Genomic DNA, 15,428 nt, shown 5'->3' with positions numbered 1-15,428 from the left:
AGAAACAGTCGACCTCAACCTCTGCAGACGATAAGTGACAAAACTGTTCGCGATGTCCTCGCACACCTGTTCGCGATGTCTCCGGTCCAAACAGGGGGGAGATTGGCAGCTTCAACGCCAGTGCTCACACCACCGGCGGATTGAGCCGGGCAAAGCCTTCCTGCCGCCGATACGGGAAGTACGGGTAGGGCGCGGTGACTTCGCTTGCCGCGTCGAGTTTCCTGATCTGCTCCGGCGTCAAATTCCAGCCGACGGCGCCGAGGTTCTGGCGCAGCTGTTCTTCGTTGCGGGCGCCGATGATGACGGAGGAAACAGTCGGACGCTGCAGCAGCCAGTTGATGGCGATCTGCGGCACGGTCTTGCCGGTTTCCAGCGCCACCGCATCGAGCGCATCCATCACCCGATAGAGATGCTCGTCCTCGACCGGCGGTCCGAAGCTTGCCGTGTCGTGCAGCCGGCTCTTTTCCGGCAAGGACTGGCCACGGCGGATCTTGCCGGTCAGGCGGCCCCAGCCAAGCGGGCTCCACACCAGCGCGCCGACGCCCTGGTCGAGGCCGAGCGGCATCAGCTCCCATTCATAGTCGCGCCCGACCAGCGAATAGTAGACCTGATGCGCGACATAGCGTGGATAGCCTTGGCTGTCGGCTTGCGCCAACGACTTCATCACCTGCCAGCCGGAGAAATTGGAGACGCCGACATAGCGCAGCTTGCCGGCGCGCACGAGTTCGTCCAGCGTCGACAAGACCTCCTCGATCGGCGTCCCGGCGTCGAAAGCGTGCAGTTGCAACAGGTCGATGTAATCGGTGCCGAGGCGCCTCAGCGCATCATCCACGGATCTGATCAGCCGCGACCGAGACGAGCCATAGTCGGCCGGCCCATCGCCCATCGGCAGCGCGGTCTTGGTCGAGATCAGCACGGCATCGCGGCGGCCTTTTATCGCTTCGCCAAGCACCTCTTCCGAGGCGCCGTTCGAATAGACGTCGGCAGTATCGAACAGATTGACGCCGGCCTCCAGGCAGATGTCGATCAGCCGCCGCGCTTCCCTGGCGTCGCTGTTGCCCCAGGCGCCGAACAGCGGGCCGGAACCGCCAAAGGTTCCCGCGCCAAATGAGAGTGCGGGCACTTTCAGGCCCGATGCACCGAGACGTCGGTAGTCCATCTTTTTGCTCCTGTGGAATGAAGGGTGTGGAAAGCGGGTTTGCAGAGGACGGTCACGACCGGATGGAGGCAGGCTCGCCGAGCGTGGCGGTGCGATCGAGACGCAGCGCCAGCCCCGCCACACCGAGTGCCGCGAGCGGCAGCAGGGCGGCGACCCAGGTGAGTGAGCCCAGGCCAAGGCCATGGGCAATCACCGCACCACCAAGCCAGGCACCTGCCGCATTGCCGAGATTGAAGGCGGCGATGTTGAAGGACGAGGCGAGGCTCTGGCCGGCACCTTGTGCCTTTTCCAGCACCCACATTTGCAGCGGCGCCACGGTGGCGAAGGCGGCGGCCCCGAGCAGACCGACATAGATGACGGCCATCACCTGGCTGTGGATGGCGAAGGTCATGGTGGCGAGCACCAGGGCCAGCACCACGAGACTGCCCAGCACGGCCGGCACCAGCCAGCGGTCGGCGACCTTGCCGCCAAGCAAGTTGCCGGCAATGAGGCCGCCACCGAAGACGAGCAGGATCGGCGACACGGCCGCTTCCTTGAAGCCGCTGATCTCGGTCAGCAGCGGCGCGATATAGGTGAAGACGGCGAAGACACCGGCATAGCCGAGCACGGTGGTGGCAAGACCGAGCAGGACAGGCGTGCGGCGCAAAACGGCGAGATCGGCGCGCAGATCGCTCTTTTCGGGCGCTGTTCGGCTGCGCGGCACCAGAGCCAGGATGACGGCGAAGGCCGCCAGACCGACCAGTGTCACCGCCCAGAAGGTCGCCCGCCAGCCGAAGGCCTGGCCGAGCCAGGTGCCGAAGGGTACGCCGAGGATGTTGGCGATGGTGAGCCCAGTGAACATCAGCGCGATCGCCGAGGCTTGTCTGTTGGGCGCGACCAGCCCGGTGGCGACGACAGAGCCGACGCCGAAGAAGGTGCCATGGGCGAAGGCGGTGATGATGCGGGCGCCCATCAGCGTCCAGTAGTCGGGCGCCAGTGCACAGGCGAGATTGCCAAGCGTGAAGATCGCCATCAGCGCCAGAAGCACGGTCTTGCGTGGCCAGTTGCCGGTGGCGATGGTCAGCAGGGGCGCGCCGATGACGACGCCGAGCGCATAGCCCGAAATGAGCTGGCCGGCGGCCGTGATCGAAACGCCGAGATCCTTGCTGACATCGAGCAGCAGACCCATGATGACAAATTCGGTGACGCCGATGCCGAAGGCACCGGCGGCAAGGGCGTAAAGAGCAAGAGGCATGGCGATTTCCACTTCGATGAGGAAGAGCGCCGTCCCGCGCCCCGACCCGTGAGATCGTGCTGCGACGCATTGTGAACCAGACTTGCCTTGGGCACATTTTCTGTGAAATAGATTCACAAATGGCCAGACCCGACATCAATCGCTCCGGTGAGATCGAAGTGTTCGTGCGCGTTGTCGAGGAAGGCAGTTTTTCCTCTGCCGCACGCGCCTTGCGCATGACGCCATCGGCGGTGAGCAAGCTGATCGCGCGGCTGGAGGCCCGGCTTGGCGCGCGGCTGGTCAGCCGTTCGACGCGAAAGCTGCAACTGACGCCGGAAGGCACAGCCTTCTACGACAGCGGCCTGCGCATCCTCGCCGACATGGCGGCGGCCGAGCAGGAGGCAGCGGCGGGTGCTTCACCGCGCGGACGTTTGCGCGTCAACAGCTACGTGCCCTTCGGAGTGCACCGGCTGATCCCGCTTCTGCCTCGGTTCCTCGAACGCTACCCCGAAATCTCAGTCGATCTGGTGCTGACCGACAGCGTCATCGACCTGATGGCGGAACGGGCCGATGTCGCCATCCGTGCCGGGCCGCTGAGTGAGTCACGGCTGGTGGCGCGCAAGCTCGGGCAAAGCCCGGTGGTCGTCGTTGCAGCACCTTCCTATCTGGAGGCGCACGGCACGCCGCTGACGCCAGCGGATCTCGACAGGCACAACCGCATGGGCTTCGGGTTCGTCAGGCATATCGATGGCTGGCCGTTCCTCGACGCGGACGGCCGCGCCATCATGGTTCCCATCACCGGCAACACGCTGGTCAGCGATGGCGAGGCGATGCGGCTGATGGCGCTGGCGGGCGCGGGCGTCGCCCGGCTGGCCCACTGGCATGTGGCGGCCGATATCGCCGCCGGTCGGCTGGTGTCGCTGCTGGAGGCATTCAATCCCGGTGACGAGGAGCCCACCCACGCCGTCTATGTCGGCCAGGGCCGGCATCTGCCGGCGCGGGTGCGTGCCTTTCTCGATTTTCTGGGTGAGAGCGTCCGGCTGACCTGACATCCCGGGAGCCACGGCTCCCGGGATGTCAGCGTGGGCTGTATTTATGCTTTCGGCGTGAACGGCGCCGGGCGGCGGCCCGCTGCCTGGCGCTCCAGCATCCAGCCGGGATATTCGGACGGCAGGGCGCTGACCTCGTCGAGACGAAACAGATCGTCGCTGTCGAGCTTCACTTCCGTCGCGGCAAGGTTCTGCTCCAGCTGCTCCATGCGGCTGGCGCCGATGATGACGCTCATCACGAAGGGCTTGGCCAGGACATAGCCGAGCGCCACCGTGGCGACGCTGACATCATGCTTTTTGGCGATTTCGCGCATGACGGTAACGGTCGCCCAGGCACGGTCCTCATTGACCGGCGGGAAGTTGAAGGACGCGCGGCGGCCTTCGCCATTGCCGGGCGCGCCGGGGCCGTACTTGCCGGAGAGTAGGCCACCGGCCATCGGCGACCACACCATCAGGCCGAGCTTCTCCTCGTTGAGCAGCGGCACGATCTCGCGCTCGAGGTCGCGGCCGGCGATCGAATAGTAGGACTGCACGGTCTCGAAACGGGCAAAGCCCTTGCGCTCGGCGATGCCGAGCGCCTTGGCGATGCGCCATGCCGCCCAGTTGGAGACGCCGACATAGCGAACCTTGCCGCTGGCAACGAGATCGTCGAGCGCCCGCAGCGTTTCGTCGATCGGCGTCACGGTGTCGGTGCCGTGCAGCTGGTAAAGATCGATATGGTCGAGTTGCAGCCGCTTCAGGCTGGCATCGACCGAATCCATGATGTGGCCGCGTGAAGAGCCGCGCTGGTTCGGACCGTCGCCCATGGCGCCGTGGGCTTTGGTGGCGATGACCACATTCTGCCTGTTCACGCCGAGATCCCTGAGCGACTGGCCGAGCAGCCGTTCGGATTCGCCAAAGGAGTAGACGTCGGCCGTATCGAAGAAATTGACGCCGGCGGCGAGCGAATGGGCAACGATCTCGTTGACGCCCCTCTGGTCGAGACTGGCGATCAGGCCCCATTGGGCATTTTCACCGGCAGCACCGAAGGTCATGGTGCCGAGGCAGATTTCGGAGACGAACATCCCCGTATTTCCAAGCTGATTGTAACGCATGGTGGCGGCTCCAGAGAGTTTGTGATGACGCAAAGCAAATAGGAACGGTACGTTTCGTTTCCAATTGCTGGCTCAACGAGCCCGCCGAGTTGGCCTATAACCCCTCACCGCATCTAATGCCGCCATCAGAAAGCGCCCGCTGCATTCACCGAACGAGGTTCGCATGAGTATGCGGATTATAAGTCTATAACTCGGATCTTCGTCTTCGGGCGGCGATTGACCTCCTCGACGAAGTCGTCATCCCACACGGGACCTGAGAGAAGATATTCCGCAAGCGAAGGTGTTGCGCCGACCAGTCGGTCGTAGTTCTCGGGGGAGAGTACGACAGCAGTTGGCTTTCCGCGCACCGTGATGGTTTGTGGCCCTTGTTCCCGCGCCTGCCGTACGAATTTCGACAGATTGTTCTTCGCGTCCTTAAGATGCCAGTTCAAGGGCACTACTCGCTAGATGGCTTCGCTAGTCATATACCAGATGCCGTTGAAGCATGGCAGGGTTTCCGCTCGAACAGATGTGTTGCTAGTCCCTCGACATGGGTTGGAAGCTATTGGCAGCGAGAATCTATAAGCCTCTTTCGGCGGCAGATCGCAAACCTCGGGATAAACATCTCTCTCGTCGTCATCCACGGGCGGAGCAAGGAGCGCAGCGACGCAGCGCAGACCCGAGGATCCATCCCGCGACATCTGCCGAAGAATGCAGCGGAACAGAATTCTGCACCGCTGCATTTTCCTTGTCGTCACGGCATGGATCCTAGGGTCTGCGCTCCGCTTCGCGTCGCTCCGCCCTAGGATGACGAAGGTGTGGTGGCCTGCAGCCAATCGAATATGTTGGAATTTAGCGACTAGAGACCGGTCTGTGCATCGGAACTATCGGCTGCCGAAGATCGCCGAACCGACGCGGACGCTGGTGGCGCCGAAGGCGATCGCCGTCTCGTAGTCGCCAGACATGCCCATCGAGAGTTTGGCGACGCCGGCTTCCTTGCCGAGCTTTTCCAACAGCGCGAAGTGCGGGCCGGGGTTCTCATCGGCCGGCGGGATGCACATCAGGCCCTCGATGGCGAGGCCATGCACGTCGCGGCAGCGGGCGACAAAGGCCACGGCGTCGCGGGGCTCGATGCCTGCCTTCTGCGGCTCGGAGCCGGTGTTGACCTGGACGTAGAGCTTCGGTGCGCGGCCCTGCCTGGCGATCTCCTTGGCCAGTTCGGCGGCGATCTTCTCGCGATCGATCGTCTCGATGACGTCGAACAGCGCCACAGCCTCCTTGGCCTTGTTGGATTGCAGCGGGCCGATCAGATGCAGTTCGATGTCGGGAAATGCGTCCTTCAGATCAGGCCATTTGCCTTGCGCCTCCTGCACGCGGTTCTCGCCGAAGACGCGCTGGCCGGCCTCGATGACCGGGCCGATGTCGGCAGCGTCGAAGGTCTTTGAGACCGCGACCAGCGTCACGACGCCGGCTTCGCGGCCGGCCTCGCGCTCGGCGGCGGCGATCTTCGCCTTGACCGCGAAAAATTGCTGAACGGCGTCACCCATATGCAAATCCTGCTGTTTTGACCGGCGTTTTTGTCAGACGCGATACCCATATGGTTGACGGGTTTGCCAAACCATGGTGAACACCCGGACCACATTCCCTGAACTGCCGAGCCATCGCCCGCAGTTCGCGCCTGCTTTTAAGTGAAAAACGTCCCATGGCAACCGAACGATACAATCCGCGCGCGTCAGAGCCCAAATGGCAGAAGGCCTGGGACGCCAAGAAGCTGTTCGAAGCGCACAATGACGATCCGCGCCCGAAATACTATGTGCTGGAGATGTTCCCCTATCCGTCGGGGCGCATCCATATCGGTCATACCCGCAATTACACGATGGGCGACGTGGTGGCGCGCTACAAACGGGCCAAGGGCTTCAACGTGCTGCATCCGATGGGCTGGGACGCCTTCGGCATGCCGGCCGAAAACGCGGCGATGCAGAACAAGGTCCATCCCAAGGAGTGGACCTACCAGAACATCGCCACCATGCGCGAGCAGCTCAAGGTCATGGGCCTGTCGCTGGACTGGGCGCGCGAATTCGCCACCTGTGACGTCGACTATTACCACCGCCAGCAGATGCTGTTCCTCGATTTTGTCGAGAAGGGGCTGGTGACGCGCAAATCCTCCAAGGTCAACTGGGATCCGGAGGACATGACCGTGCTCGCCAACGAGCAGGTCATCGATGGACGCGGCTGGCGCTCGGGCGCGCTGGTCGAACAGCGCGAACTGACGCAGTGGTTCTTCAAGATCACCGACTTCGCCCAGGATCTGCTGGATTCGCTCGACGGCCTCGACGAATGGCCGGAAAAAGTGAAGCTGATGCAGCAGAACTGGATCGGCCGCTCGGAAGGCCTGCTGATCCGCTGGCCTCTGGCCGACGCCTCTGATGGCGAGCATGAGCTGGAAGTCTATACGACAAGGCCCGACACCATCTTCGGCGCTTCCTTCATGGCTGTCGCCGCCGATCATCCGTTGGCCAGGAAGGCCGCTGCGCACAATCCGGCGCTGGCGAAGTTCATCGAGGATATCGGCCATATGGGCACCTCGGTGGCGGCGCTGGAGACAGCTGAGAAGAAGGGTTTCGACACCGGCATCCGCGTCGTCCATCCGTTTGACGACAACTGGATGCTGCCTGTCTATGTCGCCAATTTCGTGCTGATGGAATACGGCACCGGCGCCATTTTCGGCTGTCCGTCCGGCGACCAGCGCGACCTCGACTTCGCCAACAAATACGGCCTGCCGGTGATTCCGGTGGTGATGCCGGAAGGCGAGAATCCGGCGACGTTCCAGATCATCGATGAAGCCTATGTCGATGACGGCGTGATGATCAATTCGCGCTTTCTCGACGGCATGAAGCCGGATCAGGCTTTCGACGAGGTCGCCAAACTGCTGGAGCAGAAGACGATCGGCAACCGGCCGATGGCCGAGCGCAAGGTGAATTTCCGCCTGCGTGACTGGGGCATTTCGCGCCAGCGCTACTGGGGATGCCCGATCCCGATGATTCATTGCGAGGCTTGCGGCGTGGTGCCGGTGCCGAAGGCGGACCTGCCGGTGAAGCTGCCCGACGATGTCGATTTCGATCGCCCGGGCAATCCGCTCGACCGGCATCCGACATGGCGCCATGTGAAATGTCCGCAATGCGGCAGGGATGCGCGGCGCGAAACCGACACGATGGACACGTTCGTCGATTCGTCGTGGTACTTCGCCCGCTTCACCGCGCCGTGGGCGCATGAACCGACCGATCCCAGGGCGGCCAACGAATGGCTGCCGGTCGACCAGTATATTGGCGGGATCGAGCACGCGATCCTGCATCTGCTCTATTCGCGCTTCTTCACCCGCGCCATGCGCGAGGCCGGCCAGGTCGATCTGGCCGAGCCGTTCAAGGGCCTGTTCACGCAAGGCATGGTGGTGCACGAAACCTATCGCGTCGGCTCGGCATCGAATGGCCGCTGGCTGGCGCCCACCGAAGTTCGGTTGGAGGATGTCGACGGCAAGCGCAGCGCCATCGACATCGCCACCGGCGAGGCCGTCACCATCGGTCCGCTGGAAAAGATGTCGAAATCGAAGAAGAACACGGTGAGCCCGGAAGACATCACCGATGGCTACGGCGCCGATACGGCGCGCTGGTTCATGCTGTCGGATTCTCCTCCCGAGCGCGATGTCGAGTGGACCGACGATGGCGCTGCCGGTGCGCATCGCTTCATCCAGCGCATCTGGCGACTGGTGTCGACGGCGGCCGAAACACTGGCCGGCATCAAGCCCGTGGCGGCCAGCAGCGGTGAGGCCGCGGTGGTTTCCAAGGCCGCGCACAAGATACTGAAGGCGGTCGGAGAGGATATCGAGAAGCTCGCCTTCAACCGCGCTATCGCCCGCATCTACGAACTGGCCAACGCGCTGACCACGCCGCTCAACGAGGTGGCCGAAGGCAAGGCCGATGCAGCGCTGAAAGGCGCCTGCCGGCAGGCGGTGGAGATTCTCGTGCATCTGATAGCGCCGGTCATGCCGCATCTGGCCGAGGAGTGCTGGGCAGCGCTTGGCGGCACCGATCTCGTTGCCGAACGGCCTTGGCCGGTCTTCGATCCGGCGCTGGTCGTCGACAACGAAGTCACCTATCCGGTACAGGTCAACGGCAAGAAGCGGGGGGATTTGACAATTGCCCGCGACGCGGACCAAGGTGCGGTCGAAAAAGCGGTATTGGCTCTCGACTTCGTGCAGAAAGCACTCGAAGGGAAGGCTCCGCGCAAGGTGATCATCGTGCCGCAGAGGATCGTCAATGTCGTTGCCTGATCGGGAAAAGACAGAGTTGAGCCATTTGCTGCGCCGCATAGCGCTTGCCGGCCTGATAGGTTCGCTCGCGCTTGTCTCGGCCTGCACGGTGCGGCCGCTCTATTCGAGCGCGCCACTGTCGGGTTCGCAGGCCAGTGCCAGTGCCGAACTGGCGTTGATCGGCATCAAGCCGGTCAATACGCGTTACGGCCAACAGGTGCGCAACAATCTGATTTTCGGGTTTGGACGAGGCGCCGGCGAGCCGGCCTCGCCGGCATATTCGCTCAATCTCGGCGTGACCGAAGCGGTCGAGTCCGCGGCACTCGTGCAGGTCGGAACGGATGAAGACGAACCGACCGCTGGTTCCGTGACGCTGACTGGCAGCTATACGCTGGCCGATGCGAAGACCGGCGTGGTGATCGCATCCGGCAAACGTTCGATCACCTCGTCCTTCGACAGGCCGCGTCAGGAATTCGCCGCATACCGGGCGCAGATCGACGCCGAGAATCGCGCTGCGCGAGAGTTGGCGGAAGCGCTGCAGCTGTCCATTGCCCAGGACCTTGTCCGGCACGGCAAGACCGGCTAGCGCACCTCATCGCTTCACGGAAACGGTCTGGCTCCAGGCACGATGGGGTGATCGTGGGATCATGACCAGATTCTCGAACAGAGATTGTCCGAAGACCCATCGAGCTGCTGCGGCACGGCGAGTAGATCGCGCCACCAGCGTGGATGCGGCGAGACGACGATCGTGCCGTGTCGCTCGCAGACCACCACGAAGATTTTGGTGCCCAGGATGGTCGGCGATCCATCCGGGAAGCAACTGTTAACCAATCGCTCCCTATTGCTCGGCAGACATTTCAAAGTGAGTCTTGAGAATGGAAGCCAAGCGTTTTTCCCGGGTCAATTTATCGACGGCTGCATTGCCTGATGGCCCCGAGGGGAAGCGCTTGGAGAGCATCGGCGACAGGGGTGGTCAGCGAAGTTCTTCCGCGGCAGGCGACCTTGATCGTCCGGCTCGCAAGGAGCCGGACGGCCGGCAGCCCACCACACGCCGGGCCGGCTATTCCGCACCGGTGGTCGATCTCGGCGGCAACAAGCGGCCCTATATGGAGCCGCGGGGTGGCTCGGACGATACGCCTTCGAAAATCGGCGATATCGAGAGCCCTGCCTGGCAGGAATATTTCTTCCTTGCACCCAACGTGCGTTTTACACGCACGCCGGACTATGAGGCCAGGAAGCATCGTCCGCCGCACGAGCGTGTTGTCGAACACGCCGCGACGCGCCCAGCAGAGCAAGCCGTTGCTCAATCCATGATCAACGGGGCGTCTTCCGCGCCTTCGCTACTGGCATTGCCGGCTTCGGTGAAAAGCCCTGCTTCCCAGCCGCTGGCCGGCCACGCCTCGCAAGGGTCATCACCGCCGGCTGCTGCTTTTGTTGCCCCGGGGCGCGCCAGGGAGAAGGTGCCAGCCGTTGCGCCGGTGCCGCCGAGGTCGGTCGCTACGGCACGGGCATCCGCGCGTGCGTCCGTTGCTCCGGGCGCCAAAACGACCACTTCCGAAAGGCTGCGCTGGCCATATCTTTCGGATCATGCCTTCTTCGAGGCCATGGCACCCTATCTGGTCGACGTTTCGTCGCCGGCCCGGCAGACCGGTCCAGCGTCGCCTGCACCGGTCGCCGTGGCGCCAGTGACCACTATGCCGATCGACATTCGCCCGACGACAGGGACCGATGCCACCGCATTGTTTCGTGTCATCGACTGCCTTCCGGGCCAGGTCTTGAAGCCGTTGCCGGATGTTTGGCCGGCCAATTCGAACCGGACCGTCGCCCAACCTGGCGTGCCGGCGAGCAATGCGCCGTCGCCGGTCCAGGCTGTCGCAATCCCAGCCGCCAAAAGCGATGCCGTTTCCGTGTCGGCCGCGCCAAGTGTGAACGTCCCTGCCAGGGCCGTTGGCGCCCGCTCCGCGCGCTTGCCTGGGGCTGGAAAGGTCGTGCTGTCAACCGCAGGCGATCCCTATGAGCTTCCCTCGGAAGAGCTGTTGCAGCAGCCACCGGAGGGACAAGGCTTCTACATGTCGCAGGAGCGGCTCGAGCAGAACGCCGATCTGCTGGAAAGCGTGCTCGAGGACTTCGGCGTGCGTGGCGAGATCATTCATGTTCGCCCAGGCCCGGTCGTCACGCTCTATGAGTTCGAGCCGGCGCCGGGCGTCAAATCTTCTCGCGTCATCGGGCTTGCAGACGATATCGCCCGCTCCATGTCGGCGATTTCGGCGCGCGTCGCCGTCGTGCCTGGCCGCAACGTCATCGGCATCGAGCTCCCGAACGAAACGCGCGAAACCGTCTATTTCCGGGAGTTGATCGAATCGGAAGGCTTTCGCAAGACCAGCTGCAAGCTGGCGCTTTGTCTCGGCAAGACGATCGGCGGCGAGCCGGTCATCGCCGAGCTGGCGAAGATGCCGCATTTGCTGGTGGCCGGAACCACCGGCTCCGGCAAGTCGGTTGCCATCAACACCATGATCCTGTCATTGCTCTACCGGCTGAAGCCGGAAGAATGCCGGCTGATCATGGTCGATCCCAAGATGCTTGAACTCTCCGTCTATGACGGCATCCCGCATCTGCTGACGCCCGTCGTCACGGATCCCAAGAAAGCCGTGACGGCGCTCAAATGGGCGGTGCGCGAGATGGAGGACCGGTATCGCAAGATGGCGCGGCTCGGTGTGCGCAACATCGACGGCTACAACGAGCGTGCCGCCGCTGCCCGCGACAAGGGCGAGACGGTCGTCATGACCGTGCAGACCGGCTTCGAAAAGGGCACCGGCGAACCGCTTTTCGAACAGCAGGAAATCGACCTTGCGCCGATGCCCTACATTGTCGTCATCGTCGACGAGATGGCCGACCTGATGATGGTCGCCGGCAAGGAGATCGAAGGCGCGATCCAGCGACTGGCGCAGATGGCGCGCGCTGCCGGCATTCACCTGATCATGGCAACGCAGCGCCCCTCGGTCGATGTCATCACGGGCACGATCAAGGCCAACTTTCCAACCCGGATTTCCTTCCAGGTGACATCGAAGATCGACAGCCGCACAATCCTGGGCGAGCAAGGCGCCGAACAATTGCTTGGCCAGGGCGACATGCTGCACATGATGGGCGGCGGGCGCATTTCCCGCGTGCATGGGCCGTTTGTTTCCGACGCGGAGGTCGAGCATGTCGTCGCGCATCTCAAGGCGCAAGGGCGCCCTGAATATCTGGAAACCGTGACGGCCGATGAGGACGAGGAAGAAATCGAAGACGATCAGGGCACGGTCTTCGACAAGGGATCCGTTGCAGCCGAAGACAGCGACGCGATCTACGACGAGGCGGTGAAGGTGGTGGTGCGCGACAAGAAATGCTCGACGTCCTACATCCAGCGGCGCCTCGGCATCGGCTACAACCGCGCTGCGTCCCTGGTCGAGCGTATGGAAAAGGAAGGCCTGGTCGGCACACCCAACCATGTCGGCAAGCGCGAAATCATCATGGGCCGGCGCCAGCCGGCGAGCGCGCCCGAGGGTGACGGCGCGGATTGAGCGGCAGTCTGCTTGGAGCGCACATGAAAAAGGCCGGTTGCCCGGCCTTTTCATCACAAGCGAATTGGCTTTAGCCGATCGCCATTCTCAGCCGATCTTCTGGCCGGTTTTTGCCCAGTCGGCAAGGAACTGTTCCAGGCCCTTGTCGGTCAGCGGGTGCTTGACCAGTGCCTTCAGGGTCGCCGGCGGCGCGGTCACGACATCGGCGCCGATGAGTGCCGCCTGCTTGACATGGTTCACGGTGCGCACCGAAGCGACCAGGATCTCGGTCTGGAAATCGTAATTGTCGTAGATCTGCCTGATCTCCTGGATCAGCTCCATGCCGTCGATGCCGATGTCGTCGACGCGGCCGACGAAGGGCGAGATGAACGAGGCACCGGCCTTGGCCGCCAGCAGCGCCTGGTTGGCCGAAAAGCACAGCGTGACGTTGACCAGGCGGTTCATCTCGGTGCGGATCGTCTTGCAGGCCTTGAGCCCGTCCAGCGTCAGCGGCACCTTGATGCAGACATTGTCGGCGATCTTGGCCAGAACCTTGGCCTGCTGCATCATCTCGGAATATTCGGTGGCGGTGACTTCAGCCGAGACCGGACCCTTGACGATGTCGCAAATCTCTTTGGTGACCTCGGCGATCTTGCCGCCGGATTTGAGGATCAGCGACGGATTGGTGGTGACGCCGTCGAGCAGCCCCAGATCGTTCAGCTCACGGATATCCTTGACGTCGGCGGTGTCGACAAAAAATTTCATGGCGGGTCTCCTGAAGATTTTCATGTGCATGTCATGCACATTCGGGGTCGGCCTTTGATCTAGACCAAAGTCAGGGCAAGGTCACGCCTCATGATCGAAGATTCGCCCTTTGTCGCAGCCGCACCGGTGCTGGTGCCGATGCCCGCCGAACGCCCCTACACCTATGCCGTGCCGGCCGGCATGCGCGTGGTGCCGGGCTCGATCGTGCGCGTGCCGCTCGGTCCGCGCCAGGTCGCCGGCATCGTCTGGGATGGCGCGGTCGAGAAGGTCGACGCGAAAAAGCTGCGCCCCATCGAACAGGTTTTCGACTGCCCGCCGATCGACCGCGCGATGCGCCGCTTCGTCGACTGGGTGGCGCAGTACACGCTGTCGCCGCCGGGCATGGTGGCGCGCATGCTGCTCAGGGCGCCGGAGGCTTTCGACCCCGAACCGTGGATCGAGGGATTGCAGCGCACGCTTCTCGCACCCGACCGGATGACGAGCGCCAGGCAGCGCGTGCTGGAGACGGCCGAAGGCGGCCTTGCCTGGACGCGCTCCGGCCTCGCTCACGCCGCCGGCGTGTCGTCGACGGTGATCGACGGCCTGAGGGCGCAAGGCGTGTTCGAGACCGTGATGATCCCGCCGCGCCCGGTGGTGGCCGCGCCCGATCCCGCCTACGCCACACCGGAACTGATGCCGGACCAGAGCGCCGCGGCGCAGATGCTGCGCGCCAATGTCGCAGCCGGCGTGTTCAACGTCGCGCTGCTCGACGGCGTCACCGGATCAGGTAAGACGGAGGTTTATTTCGAAGCGGTGGCGGCTGCGCTCGACCAGGGCAGGCAGGTGCTGATCCTGCTGCCGGAAATCGCGCTGACGCATGCCTTTCTCGAGCGCTTCCAGCAGCGCTTCGGCGCCAAGCCGGGTGAATGGCATTCCGACCTGCCGCCGCGGATACGCGAGCGGGTTTGGCGGCAAGTGGCGGAAGGCGGCGTGCGGGTCGTCGCCGGTGCGCGTTCGGCGCTGTTCCTGCCGTTCAAGGAGCTCGGCCTGATCGTCGTCGACGAGGAGCACGACCCTGCCTACAAGCAGGAGGACCGCGTCTTCTACAATGCGCGCGATATGGCGGTGGTGCGCGGCCATATCGGCAGCTTCCCCGTGGTGCTGGCGTCGGCGACGCCGTCGGTCGAAAGCCGGGTCAATGCCAGCCAAGGTAAATACAACAGAGCGGTGCTTTCCGCTCGTTTCGCCGAGGCGGCGCTTCCGCATCTGAAGGCGGTCGACATGCGGCGCGCGCCGCCGGCGCGTGGCGGTTTCCTGTCGCCGGTGCTGCTCGACCAGATGCGCCAGACGCTGGAGAGGCAGGAGCAGTCGCTGCTGTTCCTCAACCGGCGCGGCTATGCGCCGCTGACGCTGTGCCGGGTTTGTGGCCACCGCTTCGGCTGCCCGGTCTGCTCGGCCTGGCTGGTCGAGCATCGTTTTCGCGGCCAGTTGGTCTGCCATCATTGCGGGCACAATGAGCGCCGCCCCGAAGCCTGCCCGGAATGCGGCACGCTCGATCATCTGGTCGCCTGCGGGCCAGGTGTCGAGCGGATCGCCGAAGAGGTCGTTACGCATTTTCCCGACGCGCGCACCATCGTTTTGTCGTCGGACCTGATGGGCGGCGTGCGGCGGCTGCGGCTGGAGCTGGAGGCGATCGCCGATGGCGGGGCCGACATCGTCATCGGCACGCAGCTCGTCGCCAAGGGCCACAACTTTCCCAACATGACCCTGGTCGGCGTCGTCGATGCCGATCTTGGCCTTGCCAATGGCGATCCGCGCGCCGCCGAGCGTACCTTCCAACTGCTCAGCCAGGTGACCGGCCGCGCCGGCCGCACCGGCAAGAAGAGCCTTGGCCTGCTGCAGACTTTTCAGCCCGACCACCCGGTGATGCGGGCGATCGTCTCGGGCGACGCCGAGGCGTTTTACGAACGTGAGATCGCCGAGCGCGAACGGGCCGCACTGCCGCCCTTCGGCCGGCTCGCAGGCGTCATCGTTAGTGCGGTGACGCGGGCTGAAGCCGAAGGCCATGCACGTGGCTTGCGCCGCGCCGCGCCCGAGGCGACGGATTTGTTCGTGCTCGGCCCGGCGGAGGCGCCGCTGTCACTGCTCGGCGGCCGCCATCGCTTCCGCCTGCTGATCCAGGGCGAGCGGCGCGCCGATATGCAAGGTTTTATCAGGGCCATGCTGGCTAGCGGACCGAAGCAACGCGGTTCGGTTCGGGTGCAGGTCGACATCGACCCGCAGAGCTTTTTGTAAGGTCGCGCTTTCAGCGATAGGTTGCCGCAAGCCAGCGAGATGTGGAAACT

General features: G+C 63.8%; 11 protein-coding genes. 5 read left to right on the top strand and 6 right to left on the bottom strand.

Going from position 1 to position 15,428, the window contains the following annotated elements; translation table 11 throughout:
- Positions 1–124: 124 nt before the first annotated feature.
- Positions 125–1,159 carry an aldo/keto reductase gene (locus tag NKK51_RS19565; RefSeq protein WP_128304069.1) on the bottom strand — a complete coding sequence of 345 codons (1,035 nt, stop codon included), beginning with the start codon at positions 1,157–1,159 and terminating at the stop codon, positions 125–127.
- Positions 1,160–1,211: 52 nt separating this feature from the next.
- Positions 1,212–2,393 carry an MFS transporter gene (locus tag NKK51_RS19560; protein WP_128304068.1) on the bottom strand — a complete coding sequence of 394 codons (1,182 nt, stop codon included), beginning with the start codon at positions 2,391–2,393 and terminating at the stop codon, positions 1,212–1,214.
- A 119-nt stretch (positions 2,394–2,512) separates the two neighbouring features.
- Between NKK51_RS19560 and NKK51_RS19555 the strand changes: the two genes are divergently transcribed.
- On the top strand, positions 2,513–3,421 hold the full coding sequence (locus tag NKK51_RS19555) for a LysR family transcriptional regulator (RefSeq protein ID WP_023811745.1): 909 nt from the start codon (positions 2,513–2,515) through the stop codon (positions 3,419–3,421).
- 44 nt (positions 3,422–3,465) lie between these two features.
- On the opposite strand, the gene NKK51_RS19550 is transcribed toward NKK51_RS19555, so the two are convergent.
- From NKK51_RS19550 to NKK51_RS19540, 3 genes are all read right to left on the bottom strand, one after another.
- Entirely contained in the window at positions 3,466–4,515 is a 1,050-nt protein-coding gene (locus tag NKK51_RS19550; protein ID WP_352554305.1) for an aldo/keto reductase, read from the bottom strand.
- A gap of 176 nt (positions 4,516–4,691) precedes the next feature.
- The gene (locus tag NKK51_RS19545; RefSeq protein WP_023811747.1) at positions 4,692–4,946 is read right to left on the bottom strand and encodes a type II toxin-antitoxin system Phd/YefM family antitoxin; all 255 of its coding nucleotides are present in this window, start codon (positions 4,944–4,946) and stop codon (positions 4,692–4,694) included.
- A 432-nt stretch (positions 4,947–5,378) separates the two neighbouring features.
- Positions 5,379–6,041: a YggS family pyridoxal phosphate-dependent enzyme gene (locus tag NKK51_RS19540; RefSeq protein ID WP_128304066.1), complete on the bottom strand. Its 663-nt coding sequence runs from the start codon at positions 6,039–6,041 to the stop codon at positions 5,379–5,381.
- Positions 6,042–6,196: 155 nt separating this feature from the next.
- Between NKK51_RS19540 and leuS the strand changes: the two genes are divergently transcribed.
- From leuS to NKK51_RS19525, 3 genes are all read left to right on the top strand, one after another.
- Positions 6,197–8,821 carry a leucine--tRNA ligase gene (gene leuS / locus NKK51_RS19535; protein ID WP_023811748.1) on the top strand — a complete coding sequence of 875 codons (2,625 nt, stop codon included), beginning with the start codon at positions 6,197–6,199 and terminating at the stop codon, positions 8,819–8,821.
- A complete protein-coding gene (gene lptE / locus NKK51_RS19530; RefSeq protein ID WP_023811749.1) occupies positions 8,808–9,386 on the top strand; it encodes an LPS assembly lipoprotein LptE in 579 nt (192 codons plus the stop codon). Before leuS ends, lptE begins: the two co-directional genes overlap by 14 nt.
- Before the next feature lie 289 nt (positions 9,387–9,675).
- Positions 9,676–12,360, top strand: coding sequence for a DNA translocase FtsK (locus tag NKK51_RS19525; RefSeq protein ID WP_023811750.1), 2,685 nt, complete (start codon positions 9,676–9,678; stop codon positions 12,358–12,360).
- Positions 12,361–12,447: 87 nt separating this feature from the next.
- Here NKK51_RS19525 and fsa read toward each other — a convergent pair whose 3' ends face one another.
- Entirely contained in the window at positions 12,448–13,104 is a 657-nt protein-coding gene (fsa, locus tag NKK51_RS19520) for a fructose-6-phosphate aldolase (RefSeq protein WP_023811751.1), read from the bottom strand.
- A 90-nt stretch (positions 13,105–13,194) separates the two neighbouring features.
- Between fsa and NKK51_RS19515 the strand changes: the two genes are divergently transcribed.
- Positions 13,195–15,378, top strand: a complete 2,184-nt coding sequence (locus NKK51_RS19515; RefSeq protein WP_352554304.1) for a primosomal protein N' — start codon at positions 13,195–13,197, stop codon at positions 15,376–15,378.
- Positions 15,379–15,428 lie beyond the last annotated feature (50 nt).

The organism is Mesorhizobium sp. M0011 (assembly GCF_040324155.1).
In the GTDB taxonomy this organism is placed as follows: Bacteria; Pseudomonadota; Alphaproteobacteria; order Rhizobiales; family Rhizobiaceae; genus Mesorhizobium.
This window is presented reverse-complemented; position numbering and strand designations above follow the sequence as displayed.

Coding starts and splice junctions, on each gene's coding strand:
- leuS (WP_023811748.1), top strand. CDS start 6,197: ATGGCAACCGAACGATACAATCCGCGCGCGTCAGAGCCCAAATGGCAG.
- NKK51_RS19555 (WP_023811745.1), top strand. CDS start 2,513: ATGGCCAGACCCGACATCAATCGCTCCGGTGAGATCGAAGTGTTCGTG.
- NKK51_RS19515 (WP_352554304.1), top strand. CDS start 13,195: ATGATCGAAGATTCGCCCTTTGTCGCAGCCGCACCGGTGCTGGTGCCG.
- NKK51_RS19525 (WP_023811750.1), top strand. CDS start 9,676: ATGGAAGCCAAGCGTTTTTCCCGGGTCAATTTATCGACGGCTGCATTG.
- lptE (WP_023811749.1), top strand. CDS start 8,808: ATGTCGTTGCCTGATCGGGAAAAGACAGAGTTGAGCCATTTGCTGCGC.
- NKK51_RS19550 (WP_352554305.1), bottom strand. CDS start 4,515: ATGCGTTACAATCAGCTTGGAAATACGGGGATGTTCGTCTCCGAAATC.
- fsa (WP_023811751.1), bottom strand. CDS start 13,104: ATGAAATTTTTTGTCGACACCGCCGACGTCAAGGATATCCGTGAGCTG.
- NKK51_RS19565 (WP_128304069.1), bottom strand. CDS start 1,159: ATGGACTACCGACGTCTCGGTGCATCGGGCCTGAAAGTGCCCGCACTC.
- NKK51_RS19560 (WP_128304068.1), bottom strand. CDS start 2,393: ATGCCTCTTGCTCTTTACGCCCTTGCCGCCGGTGCCTTCGGCATCGGC.
- NKK51_RS19540 (WP_128304066.1), bottom strand. CDS start 6,041: ATGGGTGACGCCGTTCAGCAATTTTTCGCGGTCAAGGCGAAGATCGCC.